This is a genomic window from Streptococcus troglodytae, from assembly GCF_002355215.1.
GTDB classification, from domain to species: Bacteria; Bacillota; Bacilli; order Lactobacillales; family Streptococcaceae; genus Streptococcus; species Streptococcus troglodytae.
Window position 1 is genome coordinate 516271 of record NZ_AP014612.1, and the last position, 23410, is coordinate 539680.

18 protein-coding genes and 4 pseudogenes are annotated in these 23410 nt (G+C 36.4%); 19 read left to right on the forward strand and 3 right to left on the reverse strand.

Translation table 11 applies throughout. The features are described 5' to 3' along the window. Positions 1-31: 31 nt before the first annotated feature. Positions 32-695 (reverse strand): annotated as a pseudogene (locus SRT_RS02780) (NAD(P)H-dependent oxidoreductase). A 63-nt stretch (positions 696-758) separates the two neighbouring features. On the opposite strand from SRT_RS02780, the gene SRT_RS02785 reads away from it, so the two are divergent. Next, positions 759-1652 (forward strand): ROK family protein, encoded by an 894-nt coding sequence (locus tag SRT_RS02785; protein WP_128834014.1) that lies wholly within the window; start codon positions 759-761, stop codon positions 1650-1652. Between the two features lie 735 nt (positions 1653-2387). Next, positions 2388-2969: a CDP-archaeol synthase gene (locus tag SRT_RS02790; RefSeq protein WP_161940017.1), complete on the forward strand. Its 582-nt coding sequence runs from the start codon at positions 2388-2390 to the stop codon at positions 2967-2969. A gap of 90 nt (positions 2970-3059) precedes the next feature. On the opposite strand, the gene SRT_RS02795 is transcribed toward SRT_RS02790, so the two are convergent. After that, positions 3060-4139, reverse strand: coding sequence for a M24 family metallopeptidase (locus tag SRT_RS02795; protein ID WP_128832952.1), 1080 nt, complete (start codon positions 4137-4139; stop codon positions 3060-3062). A gap of 162 nt (positions 4140-4301) precedes the next feature. Between SRT_RS02795 and ccpA the strand changes: the two genes are divergently transcribed. The 11 genes and pseudogenes from ccpA to SRT_RS02850 all read left to right on the forward strand — a co-directional run bounded on the left by ccpA (position 4302) and on the right by SRT_RS02850 (position 17678). Beyond that, positions 4302-5303 carry a catabolite control protein A gene (ccpA, locus tag SRT_RS02800; protein WP_128832953.1) on the forward strand — a complete coding sequence of 334 codons (1002 nt, stop codon included), beginning with the start codon at positions 4302-4304 and terminating at the stop codon, positions 5301-5303. Between the two features lie 148 nt (positions 5304-5451). After that, a complete protein-coding gene (locus tag SRT_RS02805) occupies positions 5452-6912 on the forward strand; it encodes an alpha-amylase (RefSeq protein ID WP_128832954.1) in 1461 nt (486 codons plus the stop codon). A 110-nt stretch (positions 6913-7022) separates the two neighbouring features. Next, on the forward strand, positions 7023-8021 hold the full coding sequence (locus SRT_RS02810) for an LTA glycolipid anchor biosynthesis glycosyltransferase, IagA/BgsA family (protein ID WP_128832955.1): 999 nt from the start codon (positions 7023-7025) through the stop codon (positions 8019-8021). 1 nt (position 8022) lies between these two features. Then, positions 8023-9356: pseudogene (locus SRT_RS02815) on the forward strand (glycosyltransferase family 4 protein). A 78-nt stretch (positions 9357-9434) separates the two neighbouring features. Continuing rightward, positions 9435-9627, forward strand: a pseudogene (locus tag SRT_RS10400) (hypothetical protein). A 544-nt stretch (positions 9628-10171) separates the two neighbouring features. Next, the gene (gene thrS / locus SRT_RS02825) at positions 10172-12121 is read left to right on the forward strand and encodes a threonine--tRNA ligase (RefSeq protein ID WP_128832956.1); all 1950 of its coding nucleotides are present in this window, start codon (positions 10172-10174) and stop codon (positions 12119-12121) included. Positions 12122-12423: 302 nt separating this feature from the next. Then, on the forward strand, positions 12424-12948 hold the full coding sequence (locus tag SRT_RS02830) for a TetR/AcrR family transcriptional regulator (RefSeq protein WP_002274246.1): 525 nt from the start codon (positions 12424-12426) through the stop codon (positions 12946-12948). A gap of 119 nt (positions 12949-13067) precedes the next feature. Next, positions 13068-14836 (forward strand): annotated as a pseudogene (locus SRT_RS02835) (oleate hydratase). A 327-nt stretch (positions 14837-15163) separates the two neighbouring features. Beyond that, on the forward strand, positions 15164-15661 hold the full coding sequence (msrC, locus tag SRT_RS02840) for a free L-methionine (R)-S-oxide reductase MsrC (RefSeq protein WP_128834016.1): 498 nt from the start codon (positions 15164-15166) through the stop codon (positions 15659-15661). Further along, the gene (dnaX, locus tag SRT_RS02845) at positions 15661-17334 is read left to right on the forward strand and encodes a DNA polymerase III subunit gamma/tau (RefSeq protein WP_128832957.1); all 1674 of its coding nucleotides are present in this window, start codon (positions 15661-15663) and stop codon (positions 17332-17334) included. The genes msrC and dnaX overlap by 1 nt, the downstream gene beginning before the upstream one ends. Before the next feature lie 149 nt (positions 17335-17483). Continuing rightward, complete coding sequence (locus SRT_RS02850) at positions 17484-17678, forward strand: DUF3272 family protein (protein ID WP_128832958.1); 195 nt, start codon at positions 17484-17486, stop codon at positions 17676-17678. On the opposite strand, the gene birA is transcribed toward SRT_RS02850, so the two are convergent. Continuing rightward, positions 17659-18594 (reverse strand): bifunctional biotin--[acetyl-CoA-carboxylase] ligase/biotin operon repressor BirA, encoded by a 936-nt coding sequence (gene birA / locus SRT_RS02855; RefSeq protein WP_128832959.1) that lies wholly within the window; start codon positions 18592-18594, stop codon positions 17659-17661. The two genes, SRT_RS02850 and birA, sit on opposite strands and share 20 nt — an antisense overlap. Positions 18595-18881: 287 nt before the next feature. Between birA and SRT_RS02860 the strand changes: the two genes are divergently transcribed. The 6 genes from SRT_RS02860 (at position 18882) to SRT_RS02880 (ending at position 22766) form a co-directional block, all read left to right on the forward strand. After that, entirely contained in the window at positions 18882-19178 is a 297-nt protein-coding gene (locus SRT_RS02860; protein WP_223213969.1) for a hypothetical protein, read from the forward strand. Between the two features lie 250 nt (positions 19179-19428). Next, positions 19429-19578, forward strand: a complete 150-nt coding sequence (locus SRT_RS10575; RefSeq protein ID WP_223213970.1) for a hypothetical protein — start codon at positions 19429-19431, stop codon at positions 19576-19578. A gap of 1 nt (position 19579) precedes the next feature. After that, positions 19580-20200 (forward strand): DUF6414 family protein, encoded by a 621-nt coding sequence (locus SRT_RS02865; RefSeq protein WP_230401491.1) that lies wholly within the window; start codon positions 19580-19582, stop codon positions 20198-20200. Beyond that, positions 20193-21299 carry an AAA family ATPase gene (locus SRT_RS02870; RefSeq protein WP_128832960.1) on the forward strand — a complete coding sequence of 369 codons (1107 nt, stop codon included), beginning with the start codon at positions 20193-20195 and terminating at the stop codon, positions 21297-21299. The genes SRT_RS02865 and SRT_RS02870 overlap by 8 nt, the downstream gene beginning before the upstream one ends. Before the next feature lie 139 nt (positions 21300-21438). After that, complete coding sequence (locus SRT_RS02875) at positions 21439-21756, forward strand: PIN domain-containing protein (RefSeq protein ID WP_128832961.1); 318 nt, start codon at positions 21439-21441, stop codon at positions 21754-21756. Positions 21757-21785: 29 nt separating this feature from the next. Next, entirely contained in the window at positions 21786-22766 is a 981-nt protein-coding gene (locus tag SRT_RS02880; RefSeq protein ID WP_373276258.1) for a PIN-like domain-containing protein, read from the forward strand. Positions 22767-23410 lie beyond the last annotated feature (644 nt).

A 23410-nucleotide genomic window follows, 5' to 3' on the forward strand; every position in this document is an offset into this window, starting at 1 on the left:
AATTTCCCTTCTTTTTGTCAATAGCGGAGCTTTAATCTGACCAAGAGATAACTTCTTGGCGCGGTTTACGGCTGCGTGGGTGTTTGGGATCGTGCAAACGATAACCAAAAGAAATCATATTGGCGATGCCTTCCTTTTCAGGATTAATGAGCCCTGCCTGAGCTAAAATCTGATTGGCTTTGGCATAGTGAAAACCTTCAATGGGACAGGAATCAATGCCAATCATACTGGCAGCAGTCATCATATTGCCCATGGCAATGTAAGTTTGCTTGGCTGCCCAATCAAAAAGGGCGCGTTCATTGGTTAAGGCCAAATCGTTTTCTTGGAAAGCTTGATAGAGCTTGAGGCGGGCTTCCAAGGTTTCTTTGTCCTTTAAACCCCGACGGATTAAACTCTGGCGGATATTTTCAGAATCGTAGCGAACATCTCTTCTGGCAATGGCGAGTACAAAATGACTGGCAGTTTCCAGTTGATATTGAGCTCCCCAAGCAATTTCTTTCAGCTGCTTTTTATCGTTTCATTTTCTAAAACGATAAAACGCCAAGGTTCAAGCCCGACAGAAGAAGGACTGAGCCAAGCACAGTCAAGAATAAAATCCATGTCTTCTTTGGGAATTTTTTGATCATTATAGACACGTACAGCCACACGATGATCAAAAGCTTGACGGATTTGTTTTTTATATCTTCTTTAGTCATGGTAAAATGCTCCTTATTTTGATACACTTATCATAACACAATTTATTGAAAAAGAGGAATATGATGACAATTTTAGCTATAGATTTTGGCGGAACGCAAGTTAAGTCTGCTTTGATTAGCAATGATTTAGCAAGCATTACCTCTTTACCCACTCAGATGTCACCGCAAGACCTTAAAAGCTGCTTAACCTTGATAGACAGTATCGTGGAGCCGTATTTGGAGAAAATAGAAGGGATTGCTATCAGTTCTCCGGGAACGGTTGACACTGAAAAAGGGATTATTTATTACGGCGGAGTTCTAAGATTTTTACATGACTTTCATGCCAAAAGTATTTTGGAAGAAACATATCAGAGGCCTGTTGCTGTTATTAATGATGGTAAAGCTGCTGTTCTGGCAGAATTAGTAAGGGGTAAACTTAAGGGCATTCAAAATGGTTTGGCGTTGATTTTAGGAACAGGTTTAGGCGGCGGTGTCATCATCAATGGTCAGCTTTATCAAGGTTCGCATTTTCAGGCTGGGGAATTGACCTTTTTACTGCCGGAAAAAAGGGAGTATCAAACAGAGGATATGAAAGGCATTCAGGTGTCGGCTGTTGGCTTAATCAAAAAAATAGCAGAAGTTTTAAAGCTTGCCGATAAACAGGATGGCAGAACTGTTTTTCATTATATTGAACAAAAGGATGTTCGTATCTATGCTCTTTTTGAAGAGTATTGTCGTCATGTGGCCCATCTTATACTTAATTTACAAACTATTCTTGATGTGGAATGTTGTGTTATCGGCGGTGGTATCAGCGCACAACCTGTGCTGATTGAAGAAATTAACAGACAGTTTGACCTTTTGCATGCGCAAGTAGAGCCTATTAAACTTATTGTTGAGCGCCCTCAGATTTTAGCCTGTCAATTTCTCAATGATGCCAATCTTTTAGGAGCAGCTTATTTGCTGATAAAATCTATTTAAATTAGGATGGCAGAAAAATCTATTTTTCAGCGGAAAATTTTTTCAAGCGCTGCAAACTTTCATTTTTATTTCTTTTATTGGCGAGCGAAACGAACTCTAACCGAGACTTTCCGCTGTGATAAAAGTGCCCGGAACAAAAGTCCTGCCTCTTTTGTTTTACCCTAGATTTGCCAGATTGACGCAGTGATTGATTGGCGGTCCTTATCTCTTGCTACGCAAGTGATAGCTACCAAACTGTTTAAGCTATCTAATCCCATGAACATCAGTTCATGTCAATCCCTAATCAACTGTGCGGAGGTGGGACGACAAAATCGAAATTGCGATTTTATCACAATTTACCGATTTTTATCCCACTCTCTCATAAAATTTGAGACCTTAGGCTCAAATCTTAACGATTCTGTGTCCTACTTTTTATTTTGCCTTTAAGTTAAACATTCCTTATTCCTCAAGGAAAGTTTTTCTATTTTAATTTTGAAATCGTTTGTTAAAATGAAACTAGAAAAAGAAGAAAAGATTTGTTAGCTTCTTTTTCTGGTTCTGACTGTATGTGCATAAACGTGTAAAAAACATTCGCAGCGTCACAAAGTTTATTGGTGGATACGGTAGTACTTCACCTGAGCATTAAAGACATGGGAAGTCCTTACACTGTTTTCTCTTATTTTATCAGCACTTCATCATATACTACTTCTAAAAGAATGTGCTATAATAAGTTTATATTAAAAGAGGAGAAGCCTTTTGAAGACTATTGTGATGATGTATGTGACTGTCATGCCTGTTTTTTTGGCTGGGGTTGCCAATCGTTTTTTCTGCAAATCTGATATTTTAGCTTGGACTTATCAGCCTATTGATGGTGGTTTTACAATGTCTGATGGGAAGCGTATTTTGGGAGCCAATAAAACTTGGAAGGGTTTTTGGGGCATGATTACCTTGACGACTTTTTGTCAGGTCATTTGGGGATTCATCTTAGGAATCATTCCGCATTTGCTCAGTTTTTCATTAGTGGAAAGCTATCACAATGATATTTTTTTCAATCTGTTTATAGGATTTCTAATGGGAAGTGCTTATGTTTTATGTGAATTACCCAATAGTTTCATTAAACGACGCTTTAACGTTTCGTCAGGACAATTAGCGAGTGGAAATGCTAGGTGGGCCTTTCTGCTGGCAGATCAGGTCGTTCCTTTCTTAGGCAGTATTGCTATTATCGCAATCTTTAGTCCCATGACTTTTTCTTATTATGTTGGCTACGTTCTTTTGGCTGCTATAACTCTTTTTGCGATTAACAGTCTGATTTTATTTATTGAAATGAAAAGAAAATAATGGCACTCAGTTCATAATAAAAGCATATCTTCTTAGTACCAAATAAAGTGCTAAGAAGATATGCTTTTTATCATGTTCTTTGAGTATAACTTAGAAATAAAGTAGTTCTTTTGGCGTTTGGGTAAAGACTTCAAAACCATTTTTGGTGACATGGCCGCAATCTTCAATACGAACACCAACTTTTTCAGGAATGTAAATGCCGGGCTCAACAGAAAAGCACATGCCTTCTTCTAGAATCATATCGTTTCCTGCCATGATAGACGGGAATTCATGCAGTCCCATACCAATACCATGCCCGAGACGATGGTTGAAATAGTCACCATAGCCAGCCTTTTCGATAACAGAACGAGCTGCGGCATCCACTTGAGCAGCGCTCACTCCCGGTTTGATGAAGTCAAGTGCTGTTAATTGGGCTTCTAAGCAAATATTGTAAATATCCTTTTTGAACTGGTCAGGTTGGCCAACAGCAACAGTTCGTGTCATATCACTGACATAGCCTGTACTTTCAACACCTAAATCAAAAAGCAGCAAATGGTTGTTTTCGATTTTGTGACTTGCTGGAATGCCGTGAGGATTGGCAGCATTACTGCCTGTTAATACCATTGTTTCAAAACTCATTTTGTCAACGCCCAGTCTTTTCATCTCAAATTCAATCTGAGCGATAATGTCTGTTTCGGTAGCATCAAGGGATATACTATCAAAGCCAATTTGAACAGCCTTGTCCGCAAGTTCTCCAGCGATTAATAATTTTTGAATTTCGTCAGCTGATTTAATCAGGCGCATATGATTAATCAAAGGAGTTAAGTTGCTGAATTGACCTGAAAATATTGTTTCAAGTCCCTTAAATTTTGTTACATTTAAGTTGTCAAATTCCAAGGCAATTTTAGAATAATTCGTTTTAGGCAATAAGGTCTTAATTTTTTCCCAAGGATTTTCAAAATCAAGATAGCCAGTCACCGAAATGTTTAATACACTTTTTGCTCTTAACGCATCAAGTTCAGGTAAAAAAAGCAGAGGTTCCTGATCTGCAAAGAGGAAGAGGAACATAAGCCGTTCATGCGGATCACTATAAAAACCTGTTAAATAATTAATGGAGACAGGATCTGAAAGGACAGCAGCTTCAATACCTTGCTTTTTGAGTTTTTGAACAATCTGTGCTAATTTTGACATATTAAAACCTTCTTTCCTTTCTATTTTTCCAAAAAAAATCAAAAAAATCAAGCTCATTCTAAGTTTTTCATAAAACTTGCACTCTTTTACTTGAAAGTGTTTTCAAATAGTGTTAGAATACCAATGGAAGCGTAATTTTCAAAATAGAAAGGATGATACAAGATGAACACAGATGACACAATCACTATTTATGATGTTGCCCGTGAAGCGGGAGTGTCCATGGCAACTGTCAGCCGTGTTGTGAATGGAAATAAAAATGTCAAAGAGAATACCCGCAAAAAAGTCCTAGAAGTCATTGACCGTCTTGATTATCGGCCAAATGCTGTGGCGCGTGGTTTAGCAAGTAAGAAAACGACTACGGTAGGTGTCGTTATCCCTAATATTGCTAATGCTTATTTTTCCATTTTAGCTAAGGGAATTGATGACATTGCAACCATGTATAAATATAATATTGTACTGGCTTCAAGTGATGAAGATGACGATAAGGAAATCAATGTTATCAATACTTTATTTGCTAAACAGGTTGATGGTATCATTTTTATGGGGCATCATTTAACTGAAAAAGTTCGCGCTGAATTTTCACGAGCACGGACACCGGTTGTTTTAGCAGGTACTGTAGATCTGGAGCATCAACTACCTAGTGTTAATATTGATCATAGTAAGGCGGCACAAGATGCCGTAGCCCTATTGGCCAAGCATCATGATAAGATTGCTTTTGTATCGGGCCCTCTTATTGATGATATCAATGGCAAGGTACGTCTGGCTGGCTATAAAGAAGGCCTGAAAAAGCAGGGATTGCCTTTCAAAGAAGGACTTGTTTTTGAAGCTCAATATAAGTATCAAGAAGGCTATCAGTTAGCGCAACGTGTCATTAATTCAGGCGCAACAGCTGCTTATGTTGCTGAGGATGAGTTGGCTGCTGGGCTGTTAAATGGTTTGTTTGCTGCTGGTAAGAAAGTCCCAGAGGACTTTGAAATTATCACGAGTAATGATTCTACTATTGCGCTTTATACTCGTCCTAATATGACATCTATCAGCCAGCCGATTTATGATTTAGGAGCAGTCGCTATGCGTATGTTAACAAAGATTATGAACAAGGAAGAATTGGAAGAAAAAGAAATTGTTCTTAATCACGGTATTAGAGAAAGAGGAACAACTGAATAGGTCAGAAGTTTCTTTAAAACCATTTTACTGTTGGGCTAATCTAAGTGAGATGGTCATGTTATAAATTATCAGATATAGTCTGTTTTACAGCACAGTCAAGGAGTCTAGAAGTTTATATTCTGGACTCTTTTCATAAAAGGGAGCAATCATGACAAATGAAACAATGATGCAGTATTTTGAATGGTATTTGCCAAACGATGGTAAGCATTGGCAGCATTTAGCTGAGGATGCCAGTCATCTTAAGAATATTGGGATTAGCAAAGTCTGGATGCCGCCGGCTTTTAAAGGAACGGGTTCCAATGATGTTGGCTATGGCGTTTATGATCTTTATGATCTGGGTGAATTTAATCAAAATGGAACTGTCAGGACCAAATATGGCAGCAGGGAAGATTATCTCAATGCTGTGAATGCTTTGAAGGAGCAGGAAATCATGCCTATTTCCGATATTGTCCTTAATCACAAGGCCAATGGTGATGCCAAAGAAAGATTTCAAGTGGTTAAGGTCAATCCCAGTAACCGTCAAGAAAAGATTTCTGAACCTTACGAAATTGAAGGATGGACCCAGTTTAACTTTCCGGGCCGGCAGAATAATTACAGCGATTTCAAATGGCATTGGTACCATTTCACTGGCGTTGATTATGATGCTCTTCATAATGAAAATGGTATCTATATGATCCTAGGTGATAACAAGGGTTGGGCCAGTCAGGAAAATATTGATCAAGAAAATGGTAATTATGATTACCTGATGTATGATGATATTGATTTTAAACATCCTGAAGTACAGGAGCACTTGCGAGACTGGGTTGCTTGGTTTTTGGAAACAAGCGGTGTCGGTGGTTTTCGTTTAGATGCTATCAAACATATTGATAAAACCTTTATGGCACAGTTTATTCGTTATATTCGCGAGCATCTTAAAGCAGACCTTTATGTTTTTGGTGAATACTGGAAAGACAGTCATTTTGATATTACCGATTATCTCCATAGTGTTGACCTGCAATTTGACTTGATTGATGTTATGCTACATATGAATTTCTTTGAGGCTGGTCAAAAAGGTTCTGATTTTGATTTGTCAACGATTTTAGACGATAGTCTGATGAAAAGCCATCCTGATTTTGCTGTTACTTTTGTTGATAATCATGACTCACAAAGAGGTCAGGCTTTGGAGTCAACGATTGCAGAGTGGTTTAAACCTTTAGCTTATGGTTTGATTTTGCTGCGCCAAGAAGGGATTCCTTGCGTCTTTTACGGTGATTATTATGGTATTTCGGGTGAATTTGCTCAGGAATCTTTCCAGACTATTTTAGATAAACTGCTTTATATCAGGCAATACCATGTTTATGGATCGCAAGAAGATTATTTTGACCATGCCAATTGTATTGGCTGGACTTGTCTGGGAGATGAAGAGCACCCTAATGGTGTGGCTGTTATCATGTCTAATGGGGAAGCCAATTGCAAACGAATGAATATGGGAGAATTTAATCGGAATAAGGTTTTTGTTGATTATCTTAATAATTGTACAGAAGAAGTGATTTTAGATGATCAAGGCTGGGGTGATTTCCCAGTTCAAGCAACTTCCTTGTCAGCTTGGGTTAATAAAGATGCTCATTGATAGGAATCTTGCTAAAGAGCTTTAAGATTATTTATGGTATTGTTTGAGCCTATTCTGCTCTTGACAGTACTAGGTGGCATCTCAGATGATTTAGTGATATAATTAAAAGCATGAAAGTTTTATTGTATTTGGAGGCGGAGCATTACTTGAGAAAATCAGGTATTGGTCGTGCCATCAAACATCAAGAACGCGCCTTGACCTTGGCAGGGATTGATTACACAACCAATCCTGAAGATGAGTACGATTTGGTTCATATTAATACTTATGGTCTAAAGAGCTGGCGCTTAATGAAACGTGCTAAAAAAGCTGGAAAAAAAGTTATTATGCACGGACATTCAACCGAAGAAGATTTTAGGGATTCTTTTGTTGGTTCTAATTGGATTGCTCCATTTTTTAAAAAATACCTTTGCCGCTTTTATAAAGAAGCTGATGCTATTATTACACCAACACCTTATTCAAAACAGCTCATTGCAGGATATGGGATTACCAACCCTATCTATGCTGTCTCAAATGGCATTGACTTAGTGCGCTACATTCCTGATCAGGCTAAGGAAGCTGCTTTTCGTCAGCATTTCCAGTTAACTGGTGACGAGCAGGTTGTTGTATGTGCGGGTCTTTACTTTAAACGCAAGGGAATTGAAGATTTTATCAAAGTCGCCCAAAGAATGCCTCATGTGCGTTTTATTTGGTTTGGCGAAACGAATAAATGGGTTATTCCCCATGATGTCAGAGCTATTGTTGCTAAGAAACATCCTGATAATGTTACTTTTGCAGGTTATATAAAAGGCGATGTTTTCGAAGGAGCAATGAGCGGTGCTGATGCTTTCTTCTTTCCAAGTCTTGAAGAAACTGAAGGCATTGTTGTTTTAGAAGCCTTAGCTAGTCATCAGCATGTTATTTTAAGAGACATTCCTGTTTATAAAGGCTGGATAACAGATGAAGCAGTTGAGTTTGCAACAACGATTGAGGGATTTGAAGAAGCTATTCAAAAGGTTCTTGATGGTCACAGTCAAAAGACAGAGGCAGGTTATTTAGTGGCCCAAAGTCGTAATATTGATAAGGTAGCTCATGATTTGGCTCAAGTCTACCAAAAAGTTATGGAGGGGTAGGATGCGTGTAGGTCTTTTTACAGACACCTATTTACCACAGATTTCAGGTGTTGCAACGAGTATTAAAACTCTAAAAGAAGAATTAGAAAAACAAGGACACGAGGTTTATATCTTTACAACGACTGATAAGCATGTTAAACGTTATGAAGATCCAACTATTATTCGCTTACCCAGTGTTCCTTTTATTTCTTTTACCGATCGTCGAATTGTTTATCGGGGACTCTTTGCATCTTATAAAATTGCTAAAACTTATAAATTAGATATCATTCATACGCAGACAGAATTTAGTCTGGGAATATTGGGCAAAATGGTTGGCAAGGCCTTACGGATTCCTGTTATTCATACTTACCATACCCAGTATGAAGATTACGTTCGCTATATTGCTAATGGCAAGCTTATTCGTCCAAGTATGGTAAAATATATCGTTCGTGGTTTTCTCAATGATTTAGATGGGGTTATTTGTCCCAGCCGTATTGCTTTAAATTTATTAGATGGATATTCTGTCAAGATTCCCAAGCGAATTATTCCAACAGGCATTGATTTGAGAGAATACGAGCGACCAGACATTAGTCAAGAAGATATTGCCGAGCTTAGAGAAAAATGGGCTATTGCTAATGATGAAACTGTTTTATTGAGTCTGTCAAGAGTTTCATATGAAAAAAATATTCAAGCTCTGCTTGCTAATATGCCAAAAATCTTATCCAACAATCCTAAAGTGAAGTTGTTTATTGTCGGAGATGGCCCCTATCTTGAAGAGTTGAAAGAACAGGCTCAAGATTTAGCCATCATGGACAATGTCATTTTTACAGGAATGGTGAGCCATAATGAAACAGCTCTTTATTACAAGGCAGCTGACTTCTTTATCAGTGCGTCAACCAGTGAGACGCAAGGGTTGACCTATGCAGAAAGCTTAGCCAGTGGTAAGCCGATTATCGCTCAGTCCAATCCTTATTTGGTTGATCTTATCACAGATAAGATGTTTGGAACACTTTACCAAACAGAGTCAGATTTAGCCGATGCTGTTTTAAATGCTATCGTTTCAACTCCAGCCAAACAGGAAAAGGTCTGGCAGAAAAAACTATATGAAATTTCAGCAGAAGCCTTTGGCAAATCAGTTTTTGCATTCTATCTGGATATGATTATTTCCAAAAAGGCTAAGAAAAAGGAAAAATGGTCCTTGGCGGTCGAAGGAAATCGAACAGATACTTCAATTAGAATTGTCAAATCAACCATAAAACTGCCTGCAACTGCTCTAAAAAGACCGCGAAAACTTCTGTTAAAGTGATTAAAGCACCTGTGCGTATGGTTAATGCGATTAGAGATTTCCTTGACTAACAGACTTGAAAAATTTCCAAATCCTGCTATAATAATTTTTGGAGACAAGTTAGGTGTGTTCGGTCTTGAAGAGAGCACTTGGCAGCTGAGAAAGTGCAGGCCTATCATTTAATACTACTCCTTAACTTTTTATGCAAACATAAAACGGTGGCTACGATATAGCCAATCCAAGGTGTCAGCAAACTTATCTTTGTTGTACACGAATGAAGGTGGAACCACGTTGCGACGTCCTTTTAAGGATGTCGTGTTTTTGTTTTGTATTTATTTTTGAGTCCCCTGTCGAACATTTTATCTGAAAAAGAAAGGAATGATACCTGATGAATGGATTATGAGAAGTGCTGCAATTCATAGGACTCAAACATCATGGGAGGAAAATTGTCTGTTCAAGAAGACTTGCTGGCACTGTCCAATGATATCGGCAATCTCAATTGACCAGTCATGACTAAACAAGGCCGTTAGGATGATAAGACACTCTAACAGTTAGAACAAAAATTAACTGAAAATATCTAGTGGCTGACAACACTTTCTCAGCGATTAGATGTGGCTGTTCAAAAAAGAGCGAGAACTTTTCTTTCTGAGAAAAAGTAATTAAACATTTGTGACTGAAAGTTCAACAAATACAAACAGTTTTAACACCTCAAAAAACATAAAAAGCAAAAAATAGTTATAGAAAGGAACTGAGGGTTAGTTCGTATTTATGAAACTAAATACGGGCTACGGACGGCTGCAAAAAGATAAGTATCCCCTAGACGCAAGCGTCGTCGGATAGTTTTCTATTTTGCTATTGTCCGCTTAACGCCCTTTATATCTTAATTATGATTAAAATCACTTTCCCAGATGGTGCTGTGCGCGAATTTGAAGCTGGTACAACAACTTTTGAAATTGCTGAGTCTATCAGCAAGTCTCTAGCAAAGAAAGCTTTGGCTGGTAAATTCAACGGCAAACTGATTGATACTACTCGTGCCATTACCGAAGATGGCAGTATTGAAATCGTGACACCTGATCACGAGGATGCGCTTGCTATTTTACGCCACTCGGCAGCTCACCTCTTTGCCCAAGCTGCACGCCGCCTTTTCCCAGATATTCACTTGGGTGTCGGTCCAGCTATTCAAGATGGTTTCTACTACGATACAGACAATGAAGCAGGGCAAATTTCCAACGAAGATCTTCCTCGCATTGAAGAGGAAATGAAGAAAATCGTCAAAGAAAACTTTCCATCAATCCGTGAAGAAGTCACTAAGGCTGAGGCACGCGAAATTTTCAAAAATGACCCTTACAAACTCGAATTGATCGAAGAACATTCAGAAGATGCTGGTGGTTTAACAATTTACCGTCAAGGCGAATACGTTGACCTCTGCCGCGGACCGCACGTGCCGTCAACCGGCCGTATCCAAGTCTTTCATCTGCTTAACGTGGCTGGTGCTTACTGGCGCGGTGACAGTAATAATGCTATGATGCAGCGTATCTACGGTACCGCTTGGTTTGATAAAAAAGATCTCAAAACTTACCTCAAACGCCTTGAAGAAGCCAAAGAACGCGATCATCGTACATTAGGTAAAGAATTAGATCTTTTCATGATAAAGCCAGAAGTTGGGCAAGGGCTGCCATTCTGGCTGCCAAATGGAGCGACTATTCGCCGCATTTTAGAGCGTTATATTGTAGATAAGGAAGTGGCTGATGGTTATCAGCATGTTTATACCCCCATCATGGCTAGTGTTGATTTCTATAAGACCTCAGGACATTGGGATCATTACCGCGATGATATGTTTCCGCCTATGGATATGGGTGATGGTGAACAGCTGGTTCTGCGCCCTATGAATTGTCCGCACCATATTGAAGTCTATAAAAACCATGTGCATTCTTATCGTGAGCTGCCTATTCGTATTGCTGAGCTTGGCATGATGCATCGTTATGAAAAATCAGGAGCTTTATCGGGACTTCAGCGTGTGCGTGAGATGACTCTGAATGATGCTCATATTTTTGTGACTCCGGATCAAATTCAAAGTGAGTTTTTAAAAGCTTTAAACTTGATTACCAGCATTTACAAAGATTTCAATATTACAGACTTTAGTTTCCGCTTGTCTTATCGTGATCCTAATGATAAGGAAAAATATTTTGACAATGATGAAATGTGGGAGAATGCCCAAACCATGCTGAAAGCAGCCATGGATGATTTCGGATTGGATTATTATGAAGCAGAAGGTGAAGCAGCTTTTTACGGACCAAAATTGGATATCCAAGTCAAGACTGCTCTCGGCAATGATGAAACCTTGTCAACAATTCAGCTGGATTTCCTTTTACCAGAGCGTTTTGACTTGCATTATATCGGACCGGATGGTGAAGAACATCGTCCTGTTATGATTCACCGCGGCGGTATTTCAACCTTTGAACGGTTTGTGGCTTATCTCATTGAAACTTATAAAGGCGCCTTTCCAACTTGGTTAGCTCCGCATCAAGTAACTGTCATTCCAATCTCAAACGAAGCTCACATTGACTATGCCTGGAAAGTTGCTAAAGAACTGCGTGATCATGGCATCCGTGTGGATGTAGATGACCGCAATGAGAAAATGCAGTATAAGATTCGGCAAAGTCAAACTAAGAAAGTACCTTATCAGCTCATCGTTGGCGATAAGGAAGTGGAAAGCGGTACCGTCAATGTCCGCCGTTATGGCAGCAAACAAACGCATACGGAAAGTATCGCAGAGTTTAGAGAGAACATTTTAGCTGATATCAAGCGTAAATCGCGCCCAGACGACGCTAAATAAGATGGCTGAAGTTGTGACGGAATTTCCTGAATTTCTAATAAGTTCTTTAGCTAAGTTCCATAGAGGGAGAACCTCGGTGTTCTGCACATATGGATTAGGGAGTTGCAAAGAAGTCAGGAAGTTAAAATCAGCTGATGCTAAATAAGAGAGACTGAAGTTCTATTGGGCTTTCAGTCTTTTTTGTCTAGGAATTTGATATTTTGGTGCTTTTTGGTGAAACCAGAATAATCCGCTTGTCTGCAATAAAATAACAATCAGGTTTCAAGTGATTATGATACAATAAATGAAGAACTGGAGGTCTTATGAACAATTTGACAGAACAAGCTTTTGCTAGAGCTTTGAAAGAAATCATGGCAAAAAAATCTTTTGATAAGGTGACCGTAACCGAGCTCGTTCGATTTTTAAATGTTAACCGACAAACTTTCTATTATCACTTTAAAGATTTATATGATTTATTGGAATGGATCTATATCACAGATGGCGAAAAAATGATTGGTGATAAACGAACGACTGTTTCTTGGCAGGAGGGTCTATTAGCAATATTTCAGTATATTCAAGATAACGAAGCCTTTGTCCGTAACACTTATCATTCCATTAATCGCAATTATTTGGAACATTTTTTATATGATAGAGCCTACAGCCTTATTAGACCAGTTATTGAAGAAAATGAAGTTCAAACACAGCTTAGTGAAGCCGATATTGATTTGCGAGCACATTTTTATAAATACGGTCTGGTTGGTTTTATCTTAGATTGGATCGATTCAGGACTGCGGGAAAAGCCAGAAGATTTAACTCAGCGTATTTATCATTTACTGGAAAGTTTATAGTTAGACAATTAAAAAGTTCTGTCATATTTTTAGGCAGCCCTTTTTTATTGTCTATTTTTTTGGATCTGCAAAAAGTGTTAAATAAGATTATAAAATAAATAGATGAGGAGTTAACAAGTATGTATTATTCAAATGGTAACTATGAAGCCTTTGCTCATCCACAAAAACCTGAAAATGTTGATGGGAAATCAGCTTATATTGTTGGAAGCGGCTTAGCGGCTCTTTCTACAGCAGTTTTTCTTATTCGTGACGGACAAATGGCTGGAGAACGCATTCATATTCTTGAAGAATTATCTCTTCCTGGTGGCAGTATGGATGGTATTCGTAATGAACGTTTAGGTTACATCATTCGCGGCGGTCGGGAAATGGAGCCTCACTTTGAAGTCCTATGGGATTTATTTCGTTCTATCCCTTCTCTGGAAAATCCCAAACACTCTATTTTAGATGAATTCTACTGGCTTAATAAAAAGGATCCAAGTTTTGCTAAAACACGTGCCATATATGAGCGTGGAAAGGCAATACCAGATGACGGTCAGTTGACCTTATCTCAAAAAGCAGTTAAGGAAATTTTTGATCTTGTTCTAACACCGGAAAGTCATCTGCAGGACGTTCAGATTGATCAAGTCTTTAGTGAAGATTTCTTCAACTCTAACTTCTGGCTTTATTGGAGTACCATGTTTGCTTTTGAACCATGGGCCAGTGCTATGGAAATGCGCCGTTACCTCATGCGGTTCATTCAGCATGTTGGGACTTTGAAAAATCTCTCATCCTTAAAATTCACACAATACAATCAATATGAATCATTGATCTTACCGCTAGTAGCTTTTCTCAAAGACCATAATGTCAATTTTAGCTATCAGACTGTTGTCACTAATATTTTAGTCAATCGCTCTGGCAGTGATAAGCTTGCTACTAAAATTGAAATGACTGTTGATGGTCAAGAAAAAGTATTGCTTTAAGTAGAGATGATCTTGTTTTTGTCACCAATGGCTCCATTACAGAAAGCAGTACTTACGGTGATAATAACCATCCGGCTCCATTAACGCACGACCTTGGTGCTAGCTGGCAGCTGTGGAAGAACTTAGCTGCACAAGATAGTGACTTTGGATGTCCCGAAAAATTCTGTGAAAATATCCCTGATGCTAATTGGACCATGTCTGCTACAATAACTTTTACAGATCAACGCATTGCTAAATACATTGAACAGATTAACCAAAAGGATCCTTATAGTGGATCTATTGTAACCAGCGGACCTACCAGTATTAAAGATTCTAGTTGGCTGCTTGGCTATTCTATCAGCCGACAACCACATTTTAAAGAGCAAAAGAAAAATGAGCTTGTTATCTGGCTCTATGCTCTCTATACTGATCGCAAAGGAGACTATGTTGCTAAACGGCCTGATGAATGTACAGGGATTGAAATGTGTGAAGAATGGCTTTATCATATAGGAGTTCCTGAAAATACTATTCATGAACTAGCCTGTTCGGCCTCGACGATCCCTTGTCATATGCCTTATATAACAACGTATTTCATGCCGCGAACAACTAACGATCGCCCACTTGTTGTGCCAAAACATAGTAAGAATTTAGCTTTTATAGGAAATTATGCTGAAACACCGCGAGATACGGTTTTTACAACAGAATATTCTGTCAGAACTGCTATGGAGGCTGTTTACACTTTGCTTGAAGTTGATCGAGGTGTCCCTGAAGTGTTTGCTTCAACTTTTGATATTCGCATGCTACTTAATGCGCTCTACTATCTCAATGGTCAAAAATCTTTAATGGATATTGATTTTCCTTGGGTGGAAAAAGCAGCCCTTAAAGAAGCTCTCAAAAAGGCTAAAGGAACATACATAGAAGAATTATTGAAAGATTATCATCTGATTTAGAAAATTTTCTATCTGAAGATTCTAAAGGCTGGTAACTATGATTGCTGCGCAATCGCTTATAAAGGTAAGAAAACAAGCAGCAGCTCTCATTAGAAGATAAGTCTAATGAAGGCTTTCTAGCTAGAGCTTTTCAAAATTGAATTTGTTTGTAAGATAACGTTTTTTTGACTAAGATTGTATCTAGGAATGATTAATGAACAAGTGGTCATAATGGCAACGTTCAATCTTTTATCAAAGTTATCAAGCAATGATGTTAAAAACAATAAGGAAGTCATTAAAGACTTTTTAATAGTCGCTCCTAAAGCTGTTTTTTGTTATAATAGTCTTATGAAAAATCAAGAAAAAATTTCGGCTTATCAAATTTTACTGGCTCAGGCACAATCGATGTTTGCCAATGAAACAAATGCTTTGGCCAATTTAGCCAATGCTACAGCCATGCTGAATAAGACCCTTCCTAATGCTATCTTTACAGGATTTTATCTTTTTGACGGTGAAAAACTTGTCTTAGGTCCTTTCCAAGGCGGTGTCTCTTGTGTGCGTATTGCTCTTGGAAAGGGTGTCTGTGGTCAGGCTGCTGCCAAAAAACAAACACTTATCGTAGGAGATGTCACCAAGCATGATAATTATATTTCCTGCGATTCAGCCGCTATGAGTGAAATTGTTATTCCTATGGTAAAAGACGGTCAGCTTATTGGTGTGCTGGATTTAGATTCACACTTAGTTGGTGATTATGATGTTATAGATCAAGGCTATTTAGAACAATTTGTGACAATTCTTCTGGAAAAAACAAATTGGCATTTTGACATGTTTGGAGTGAAAAACTGATGTACCAAGCGCTTTATCGAAAATATCGAAGTCAGACTTTTGATGAAATGGTAGGGCAGGAAGTTGCGGCAAAAACTTTGAAACAGGCTGTCGCTTCAGAGAAGATTAGTCATGCCTATCTTTTTTCTGGACCAAGAGGAACAGGAAAAACCAGTGCTGCTAAGATTTTCGCCAAAGCCATGAACTGTCCTCATCAAACAGATGGAGAACCTTGCAATAACTGTGATATTTGCCATGACATTACCAACGGAAGTCTGGAAGATGTGATTGAAATTGATGCTGCTTCTAACAATGGTGTTGATGAGATCCGTGAAATTCGTGATAAGTCAACCTATGCTCCTAGCCGTGCCACTTATAAGGTTTATATCATTGACGAAGTACACATGCTCTCAACAGGGGCTTTCAATGCCCTTTTGAAAACTTTGGAAGAACCGACAGAAAATGTTGTCTTTATTTTGGCAACAACTGAATTACATAAGATTCCAGCTACTATCCTTTCACGCGTCCAGCGTTTTGAATTTAAGGCTATCAAAACCAAGGCCATCAAAGAGCATTTGGCAGACATTCTTAAAAAAGAAGGCCTCAGCTTTGATGAAGAAGCATTGAGTTTGATTGCCAGACGTGCTGAAGGGGGCATGCGTGATGCCCTGTCTATTTTGGATCAGGCTCTTAGCTTAACGAATGATAATGATGTTTCGCTAGAAATAGCTGAAGAAATCACTGGCAGTATCAGCTTAAGAGCACTGGATCAGTATGTGGCTGACCTTTTGGTACATGAAACTCAGCAGGCACTCAGTGATTTGGATACTATTTTTGACAATGGAAAGAGCATGAGCCGTTTTGCGACAGATCTTTTAAATTATCTGCGTGACCTTCTGGTTGTCCAAGCGGGTGGAGAAAACACACATCAAGGAGAAGCATTTGACAGAAATCTCGCCTTGTCACAAGACACTATTTTTCAAATGATTGACATTGTGACCAAAAGTCTACCAGAAATCAAAAACGGAACACATCCCAAGATTTATGCGGAAATGATGACCATTCGTCTATCCAAAAATGACCAGAAACTGCATTCAGTTCAAGATTTACCGGATAATATTGCTCAAGAAATTGAAACGCTCAAATCAGAGATTAAAGAACTCAAAAAAAGCTTGCAATCTCTGGAAAAAGGCAAGCCTTTCAAAGTGACCAAGGTTCAAAAGACTTCTTTTCGCTATAAAGTGGATAAGGACAAGGTCATGACCATTATGCGAGAAACTGTGGCAGATAGTCAAAAATCGCGTGAGTATTTAGAAGCCCTCAAAAGTTCTTGGAATGAAATTTTAGACAGTATTTCACCTCAAGATCGAGCCCTTTTAATGGGATCCGAACCTGTTCTGGCTAATAGTGAAAATGCTATTCTGGCCTTTGATGCTGCCTTTAATGCCGAACAGGCTATGAAACGCTCAGATCTCAATGCTATGTTTGGCAATATCATGAGCCAGGCTTCTGGCTTTTCCCCAAAAATTATGGCTGTGCCAAGAGCTGAGTTTGATGCTATCCGCAGCGAATTTGCTCATAGCCTAAAGGCAGACAAAGATGATTCTCAGGAAGAAAAAACAGAAGCAACAAAAGCGTTTATCCCAGAAGGTTTTGATTTCTTAGCGGATAAAATTGTTCTTGAAGAAGACTAAAAAAGAAATTCCGAGAGGAATTTTCTTTTAGAATGAGGACAAACCTAATTTTCAACGTAAAATTTTTTAACTCTGCAAATTTCAATTTCCTTTTTAACAAACATGAAAGAAAATTCTGACATGAATTTTCTTTTTGGTACAATAATAATATGTTAAAACAAGACTTCATTATCATGCTGATAACGACTGTGACTGAAACCATCTTTTTTAATAATGCGATTTTTGAAGGTCAATTCTTTTGGGCTGGTTTTTGGGGGCTTCTGCTCCTTCGCAGTCTGCGCAAGACTTATGTTATCAGCAAGTTTACCAAGGCCATCTTATCAGCTACCAAGAAGAAAGACTGACTTCACCGCTGTTAAGGATTTTTTTCTGCCCATTTTCTAATTGTACGATGAGCTGTCCCGTATCTGTAATATCTGTCGCAATCCCTTTATAAACCCTGTTATTTTCAATGAAAGTCACTTGTCTGTCTAAGACGAGTGATTTTTCTTTATAGACCCTTATCAGATCAGCCTTGGGAATATTAAAGAAAATGTTCCAGATTTCAGAGATAAGCTGGTTGCGCGTGATCGTAGGCTTTTCAGAAAAAACACTGGCTGCCTTGCTCTGCAATTCCTCAGGAAAATCAGTCACATGAAAATTAATGCCCATACCAATGATAACATCGGTAATCAAGCCTGTCTCAATAGAAGAAACAGCCTCGGTCAAAATACCAGCCACCTTTTTACCATGCAAATAAATATCATTGACCCACTTGATGTCTGTTTCAATCTCAGTCAAGCGAGAAATGGCCTTAACCACACTGGTAGCAGCCATAAGTGTATAGGAAGGTAATTGCTTAAAAGGCAATTCAGGGTGCAGATGCATAGACATATAAATGCCTCCAGTTTCAGGAGTAAAAAACTGCCGACTAAAACGCCCCTTAGCAGCTGTCTGACTAGGCGCAAGATAAAGAGCAGGAGCAGGGTCCCCTTTTTCAATACCTGCCTTAGCATCCAGCTGTGTCGAAGAACTCTTCTCATTGAAAAAGACCTTGATACCAGTCATTTGCTCAATCTCATCCGGCAAAAAAAGATCCCCCGAAAGCAAGCGATACCCACGATTCTTAACCGATTCAATGACCAGCCCCTTACTTTCTAAAGTCTGAATCGCCTTCCAAACAGCCGTCCGAGAAATACCCAAATCTTTTCCCAGAACCTCACCTGTCACAAAATTATCCGCCTGCGAAAGCACCTGATAAATTTTCTCATACGTTTTCATAACCCAACCTCAACCACAAATGAATTTCTTATTGCTATTGTAGCATAAAAAAGCAAGAAAAAATGGAAAGAGAAACACCAGAAGACAAATGAGAAGTTTTAGTGGAGAAAGTATCAAGGACGATGGAAGAAGAAGGAGGTGAAAATTAAAAGAAGAATGCCTTGAGCGAAGATGTAAAAATAGCTGAACCGTAATATTTCTGTAACTTTTTAAATAGTGGTATAATAATAAGTGTGAATAAATATTTAGTAAAAATATATTTAAAGAAAAAGAGTTACGAGGGATTTATGGATAAGCATATTTCCGTATATGAAATTAATGAAACCATTAATGAAGTAAAACTTAATAAAGAAAAAATTGCCAACATAGCAAATATCTTTGATACAATCATTGGTGTTCTGGATGGGAAAACAAATCACAAAGCAATTATTGCGGAAATCAAGGACAATGAAAGTCTTTTGAAAGAATATTATACTAATAAAGATAATTACCAAATTAAAAGTTTTGTGGAAAAACTTTTATTAGCAGAAAAAGGAAATAAAGCTAAACGTAAAAAAGTATCAGAGAAGGTTTCTTATTTGTAAGAGAATCTAAATATGATTTAACACTACTAAAAAGGTTTATAAAGAAAATTCTTAGTAATTGGATTGATAAAAATAAAAGATAGTGATAAATCTTATTATGCTAGCCTAAACAAGCTGTAAATTTAGTTTTTCTTATCGTGATATTTACAATGGAACCAACAAATTGATAAGATATACTCAAAAAAATCAATAAAGGCTCTATTACAAAAGCCGTCTATTTAAACTTAACTTTATTAACATGGAGGTATAAATGACTAAGAAAAAGAATAGTAAAAAGGAAATGATTAAGATAGTTTATTTTGATGAACCCTCTGCAAGTGATTATAATGTTATCAAAGGTGGAGGACAAATTGATTGGACTTTGGAACAAATAAAGAAAATTAGCAAAAATTATTGGTGAAATTGAGGCTCAAGCTAAGGCAGGATTTAACTTATTTTCTTATCTTAAAGCTGCAGTATCAGGTAAGGTAAGTACTGGTGTTGATATTGGGACTTCAAGTCTTGTTAATAGTACAGTAACTAATACAATTTTAACTGATTATATTTTAAACGCTGATAAAGATAAGAATATTAAAAAGTTTGAGAACTGCTCTGTTTATGCTCCAAAAGATTCTGTGACCATATATAGAATGTATAGTTCATATTTGAACATTGTTCCTAAAGAGGAAATCCCTATTAATTTAGAAGGTCTCAATAATGCTATTTTAGGGGAGCGAGGATATTATCAAATGCTAGCTTATGAAGAATCCGCGAATAAGTCAGTTCTTAGATTTAATATAAATGCTTTTAAGAATAATTATACACTTGCTGATTTGACTAAAATGGACTTATGTTATTATGCAGTAAAAGTTGGGCAAACCACTTTAGGACAGTTATCATTAGAAAAAGAATTTGATATTCAAGAACCAGAGATTAAAATTGATATTCAAAAAATTGTTACAGGTCAGAAAAAAATACTCAATAATGATGATTTTTTAGATGTTTATGATGTTGTTTTAGCGGGAGTAATGAGCAATGAATAAAGTAAATATATTTTATGGATCAAAAAGTAAATTTAACGACTTAATTCCTAGCGAGTATAGGAGTTTAAGTGATTTAGCTTATCAATTTGACAATGATTCTAAAAACTTAAAACTTATAGTCCCTAATAATGAAAGAAGATATCCGAAAGAAGAACCAAAAGAGAAAATAAACGTAAAGAACTTTGTTATTGGTTCGTCAGAATATGCAGGAGTAAATGAACATGTAATTACTAATTTTATAAATTTTTTATCTAAATTTGAAGTTCAAAATTTATATGTACAAAATCCTCCGCAACAAATGTATGATCAAATTATTAGATTGTTCTCAAAACCTAAAATTCAGTATCAAGAATACAAAAAATTAGAATTAAGACATTTAAAAGATATTAATTCCAAATATAATGATGTTATAATTGGTCAGGAATCAGTCAAATCCCATTTATTACAGGCTTTATTCCCACTTACTTTGAAGAATCGTCAGAAACCAATTGTTCTGTTATTTTATGGAAAATCAGAAGTGGGTAAAACAGAGACAGCTAAATATATTTCACAAATACTTAAGGAACCTATTTTTAGAAAGCAGTTTTCTATGTATCAAAATACTCAATTTGCAACGTATCTTTTTGGAGGTACTTATCAAGAAACTAGTTTTGCTAAAGATTTATTAGATCGAGAGTCTAATGTTTTATTACTTGATGAGTTTGATAAAGCGAATCCTATCTTTCATAGTGCTTTTTACCAATTATTTGATGAAGGTATTTATGAAGATAGAAACTATTCTTTGAAATTAAACAAATCAATCATTATTTGTACTTCTAACTATACTGATTTAAAGGACATTGAAGAGAATTTAGGGAGCGCTATTTACAATCGTTTTGATAAAATAATTAAGTTCAGTGACTTAAACAAAGAAGCTAAAAAACAAATTGGTGCAAAAGAGTATTCTAGACTTTCTCAGGAATTCAATTATGATTTACCTGAAGATATAAAAATTAGACTTGAAGAAGCTTATTTAAAGTGTGATAATGTAAGACAAATTCATCATACAATAGAAAATACTTTTTCTTTGTGTATTATAGATAACGAAATGAATAATTGAATATTAGTGTACAATGTTTATATTCTTTTATTTAAAGAATAGATTTGGCAAGGTTCAATAATTAATAGTTTTCCTTTTATGTAAAAATAAAACAGTCGAAACAGAAAATTTTAGAGAATTTAAAATATAGGAAAATAATATGAATAAATTAGAATTACTTAGATATGAATATCAAAAAGAAAATCGTTCACAAACTTTGTTTATATTTGACACAAATTTTTTGTTGTTACCTTTTAGATTATGGTCAAAAGGTGATGAAATTATAAATTTAATAAAAGATAATATTAGTACTGAACAAATATTTATTCCTTATATAATATTACTTGAATTTCATCGTAATATTGATTATGTTATTGAAAAAGTATCAAATTCATTACAAGGCATAAAAAAGTTAGATGGGAAGGCTTATGAACTAAATGTTGATGATTTTACTAATGATTTAAAAATAAAATTATAAAAAATATATTTAAAGGTGATAGGTCAAATATTGAACAGTTGAAAAAGGAAATTGAGGAAACTATTTCGAATAAATTACCAGAAATCCAAAGAGAAGTCGAAAATAACATAACTTCTATTAATAATGTTGTTAGTAAATATATTAAGCAACTTAATAAAGAAATAATAGAACCCTTAATTTCAAGAGATTATATTAAGAAATCTGAAATGAATATTAAATATTATAGCGAAGTTTTATTTGAAAAATGTTTAGGAGAAAAATATTCTGCCCAAAAGATTAAAAATATCGGAATAGAAGGTGAAAAAAGATTTAAAAATAATATTCCACCTGGTTTTCAAGATGATGAAAAATTTAAAAATATCGTAATTGATGGTGAAATTTTTCAAAATAAATTTGGAGACTATGCGATTTGGAAAGATATTATTGAATACTGTAAAAACAAAATCTCTATTAATGATAAGTTTACTAATGTGGTTATAGTATCAGATGATAAAAAAGAAGATTGGCGCAGTAATAAACAAAGTATGCGTTCTGAACTAAAACAAGAATTTTATTTTGAAACAGGTCTACCAATTTCAATGTTATCTTCTGCAGAATTCATAGAAAAAGTATCAAATAATAGAGAACTTGCAAACGTTGCTAGAAAAACCGTTCAAGCTCTTGATCAGGAACTAACAAAGCAAAAGGATCTAGATATTGAAGCGATTAATAATGGAAACTATGAATCATTAGTTGGGATTTGGAAAAATAGTCGTGGTGATATTTTAGATATAAAGTTTGATGGTCAAGTAAATGATGATATGAAACTGGTTAAGATCAAAAATTTAAATAGTACAAACAAAGTTCCATGTATTGGTATTGGTAATGGTTATACTGGTGCTGCACTAGTTCTATTTAAAATAGGGTTTAAGAATCCATATGGTGATCAATCTGATATAAGTAAAGCTAGACTTATTCTAACTCAAAATGAAGGGGATTATCCAGCGGAAATGTATTATTATCGTCAATAATTTCCCTTCTTAAGTTTCTTTTAAGAATCCTATCTTATACTATAGTCATCCTAGCAATAGGAATCCTAAAACTTTTCTTTTCATAAATCTCCTAAGAATCTCAGTCCATTCGGACTGGGATTTTTTTGTGGTTAAATTCGCTGCTAAAACTTCTATTAAAAATAGTTATAACCAGCTGGTTGGAAAAAATATAGTGATTTATAGTTGATGGTAATTAAGCTATAAAATAGCAAGATATAAGCTATATTAGCTCTGAAAAATTAAGTTAAACCACTTATAAAAGACAAATTTAATGACTCTATTTAGTAAAAACGTGGTACAATGGTAATATTAATGAGTCCCGAAAAGGCGGCTTTTGTGTTTGAAATACTTTTATTCTTTGGTAACTTGTTGTGATAACCTTAAGTGCTAGCTGCAACATGGTTTCCTAGACTAAAAACATTTGCTCAACACAAGGGGCATTTTCTTAACTGTGGATTGCTCGGAAAGTTTTCAACTTTCAGCCGGTTCTTTGTAACTCGCTTCAAATGACTGCATCTAAAGTTGCTAGTCATTTGACGGTAGCCGCTATTGGCGGTCTGCCTCAGCGCCTTACTAACTTAACACGCGAAATTTGTGTTTGACAGGTTAGTAGGTCGCAAATT

What these genes read in the sequence shown, in the direction of transcription:
- SRT_RS02785 (WP_128834014.1), top strand. Translation starts at nt 759, where the DNA reads ATGACAATTTTAGCTATAGATTTTGGCGGAACGCAAGTTAAGTCTGCT.
- SRT_RS02795 (WP_128832952.1), bottom strand. Translation starts at nt 4,139, where the DNA reads ATGTCAAAATTAGCACAGATTGTTCAAAAACTCAAAAAGCAAGGTATT.
- ccpA (WP_128832953.1), top strand. Translation starts at nt 4,302, where the DNA reads ATGAACACAGATGACACAATCACTATTTATGATGTTGCCCGTGAAGCG.
- SRT_RS02805 (WP_128832954.1), top strand. Translation starts at nt 5,452, where the DNA reads ATGACAAATGAAACAATGATGCAGTATTTTGAATGGTATTTGCCAAAC.
- SRT_RS02810 (WP_128832955.1), top strand. Translation starts at nt 7,023, where the DNA reads ATGAAAGTTTTATTGTATTTGGAGGCGGAGCATTACTTGAGAAAATCA.
- thrS (WP_128832956.1), top strand. Translation starts at nt 10,172, where the DNA reads ATGATTAAAATCACTTTCCCAGATGGTGCTGTGCGCGAATTTGAAGCT.
- SRT_RS02830 (WP_002274246.1), top strand. Translation starts at nt 12,424, where the DNA reads ATGAACAATTTGACAGAACAAGCTTTTGCTAGAGCTTTGAAAGAAATC.
- msrC (WP_128834016.1), top strand. Translation starts at nt 15,164, where the DNA reads ATGAAAAATCAAGAAAAAATTTCGGCTTATCAAATTTTACTGGCTCAG.
- dnaX (WP_128832957.1), top strand. Translation starts at nt 15,661, where the DNA reads ATGTACCAAGCGCTTTATCGAAAATATCGAAGTCAGACTTTTGATGAA.
- SRT_RS02850 (WP_128832958.1), top strand. Translation starts at nt 17,484, where the DNA reads ATGTTAAAACAAGACTTCATTATCATGCTGATAACGACTGTGACTGAA.
- birA (WP_128832959.1), bottom strand. Translation starts at nt 18,594, where the DNA reads ATGAAAACGTATGAGAAAATTTATCAGGTGCTTTCGCAGGCGGATAAT.
- SRT_RS02860 (WP_223213969.1), top strand. Translation starts at nt 18,882, where the DNA reads ATGGATAAGCATATTTCCGTATATGAAATTAATGAAACCATTAATGAA.
- SRT_RS10575 (WP_223213970.1), top strand. Translation starts at nt 19,429, where the DNA reads ATGACTAAGAAAAAGAATAGTAAAAAGGAAATGATTAAGATAGTTTAT.
- SRT_RS02870 (WP_128832960.1), top strand. Translation starts at nt 20,193, where the DNA reads ATGAATAAAGTAAATATATTTTATGGATCAAAAAGTAAATTTAACGAC.
- SRT_RS02875 (WP_128832961.1), top strand. Translation starts at nt 21,439, where the DNA reads ATGAATAAATTAGAATTACTTAGATATGAATATCAAAAAGAAAATCGT.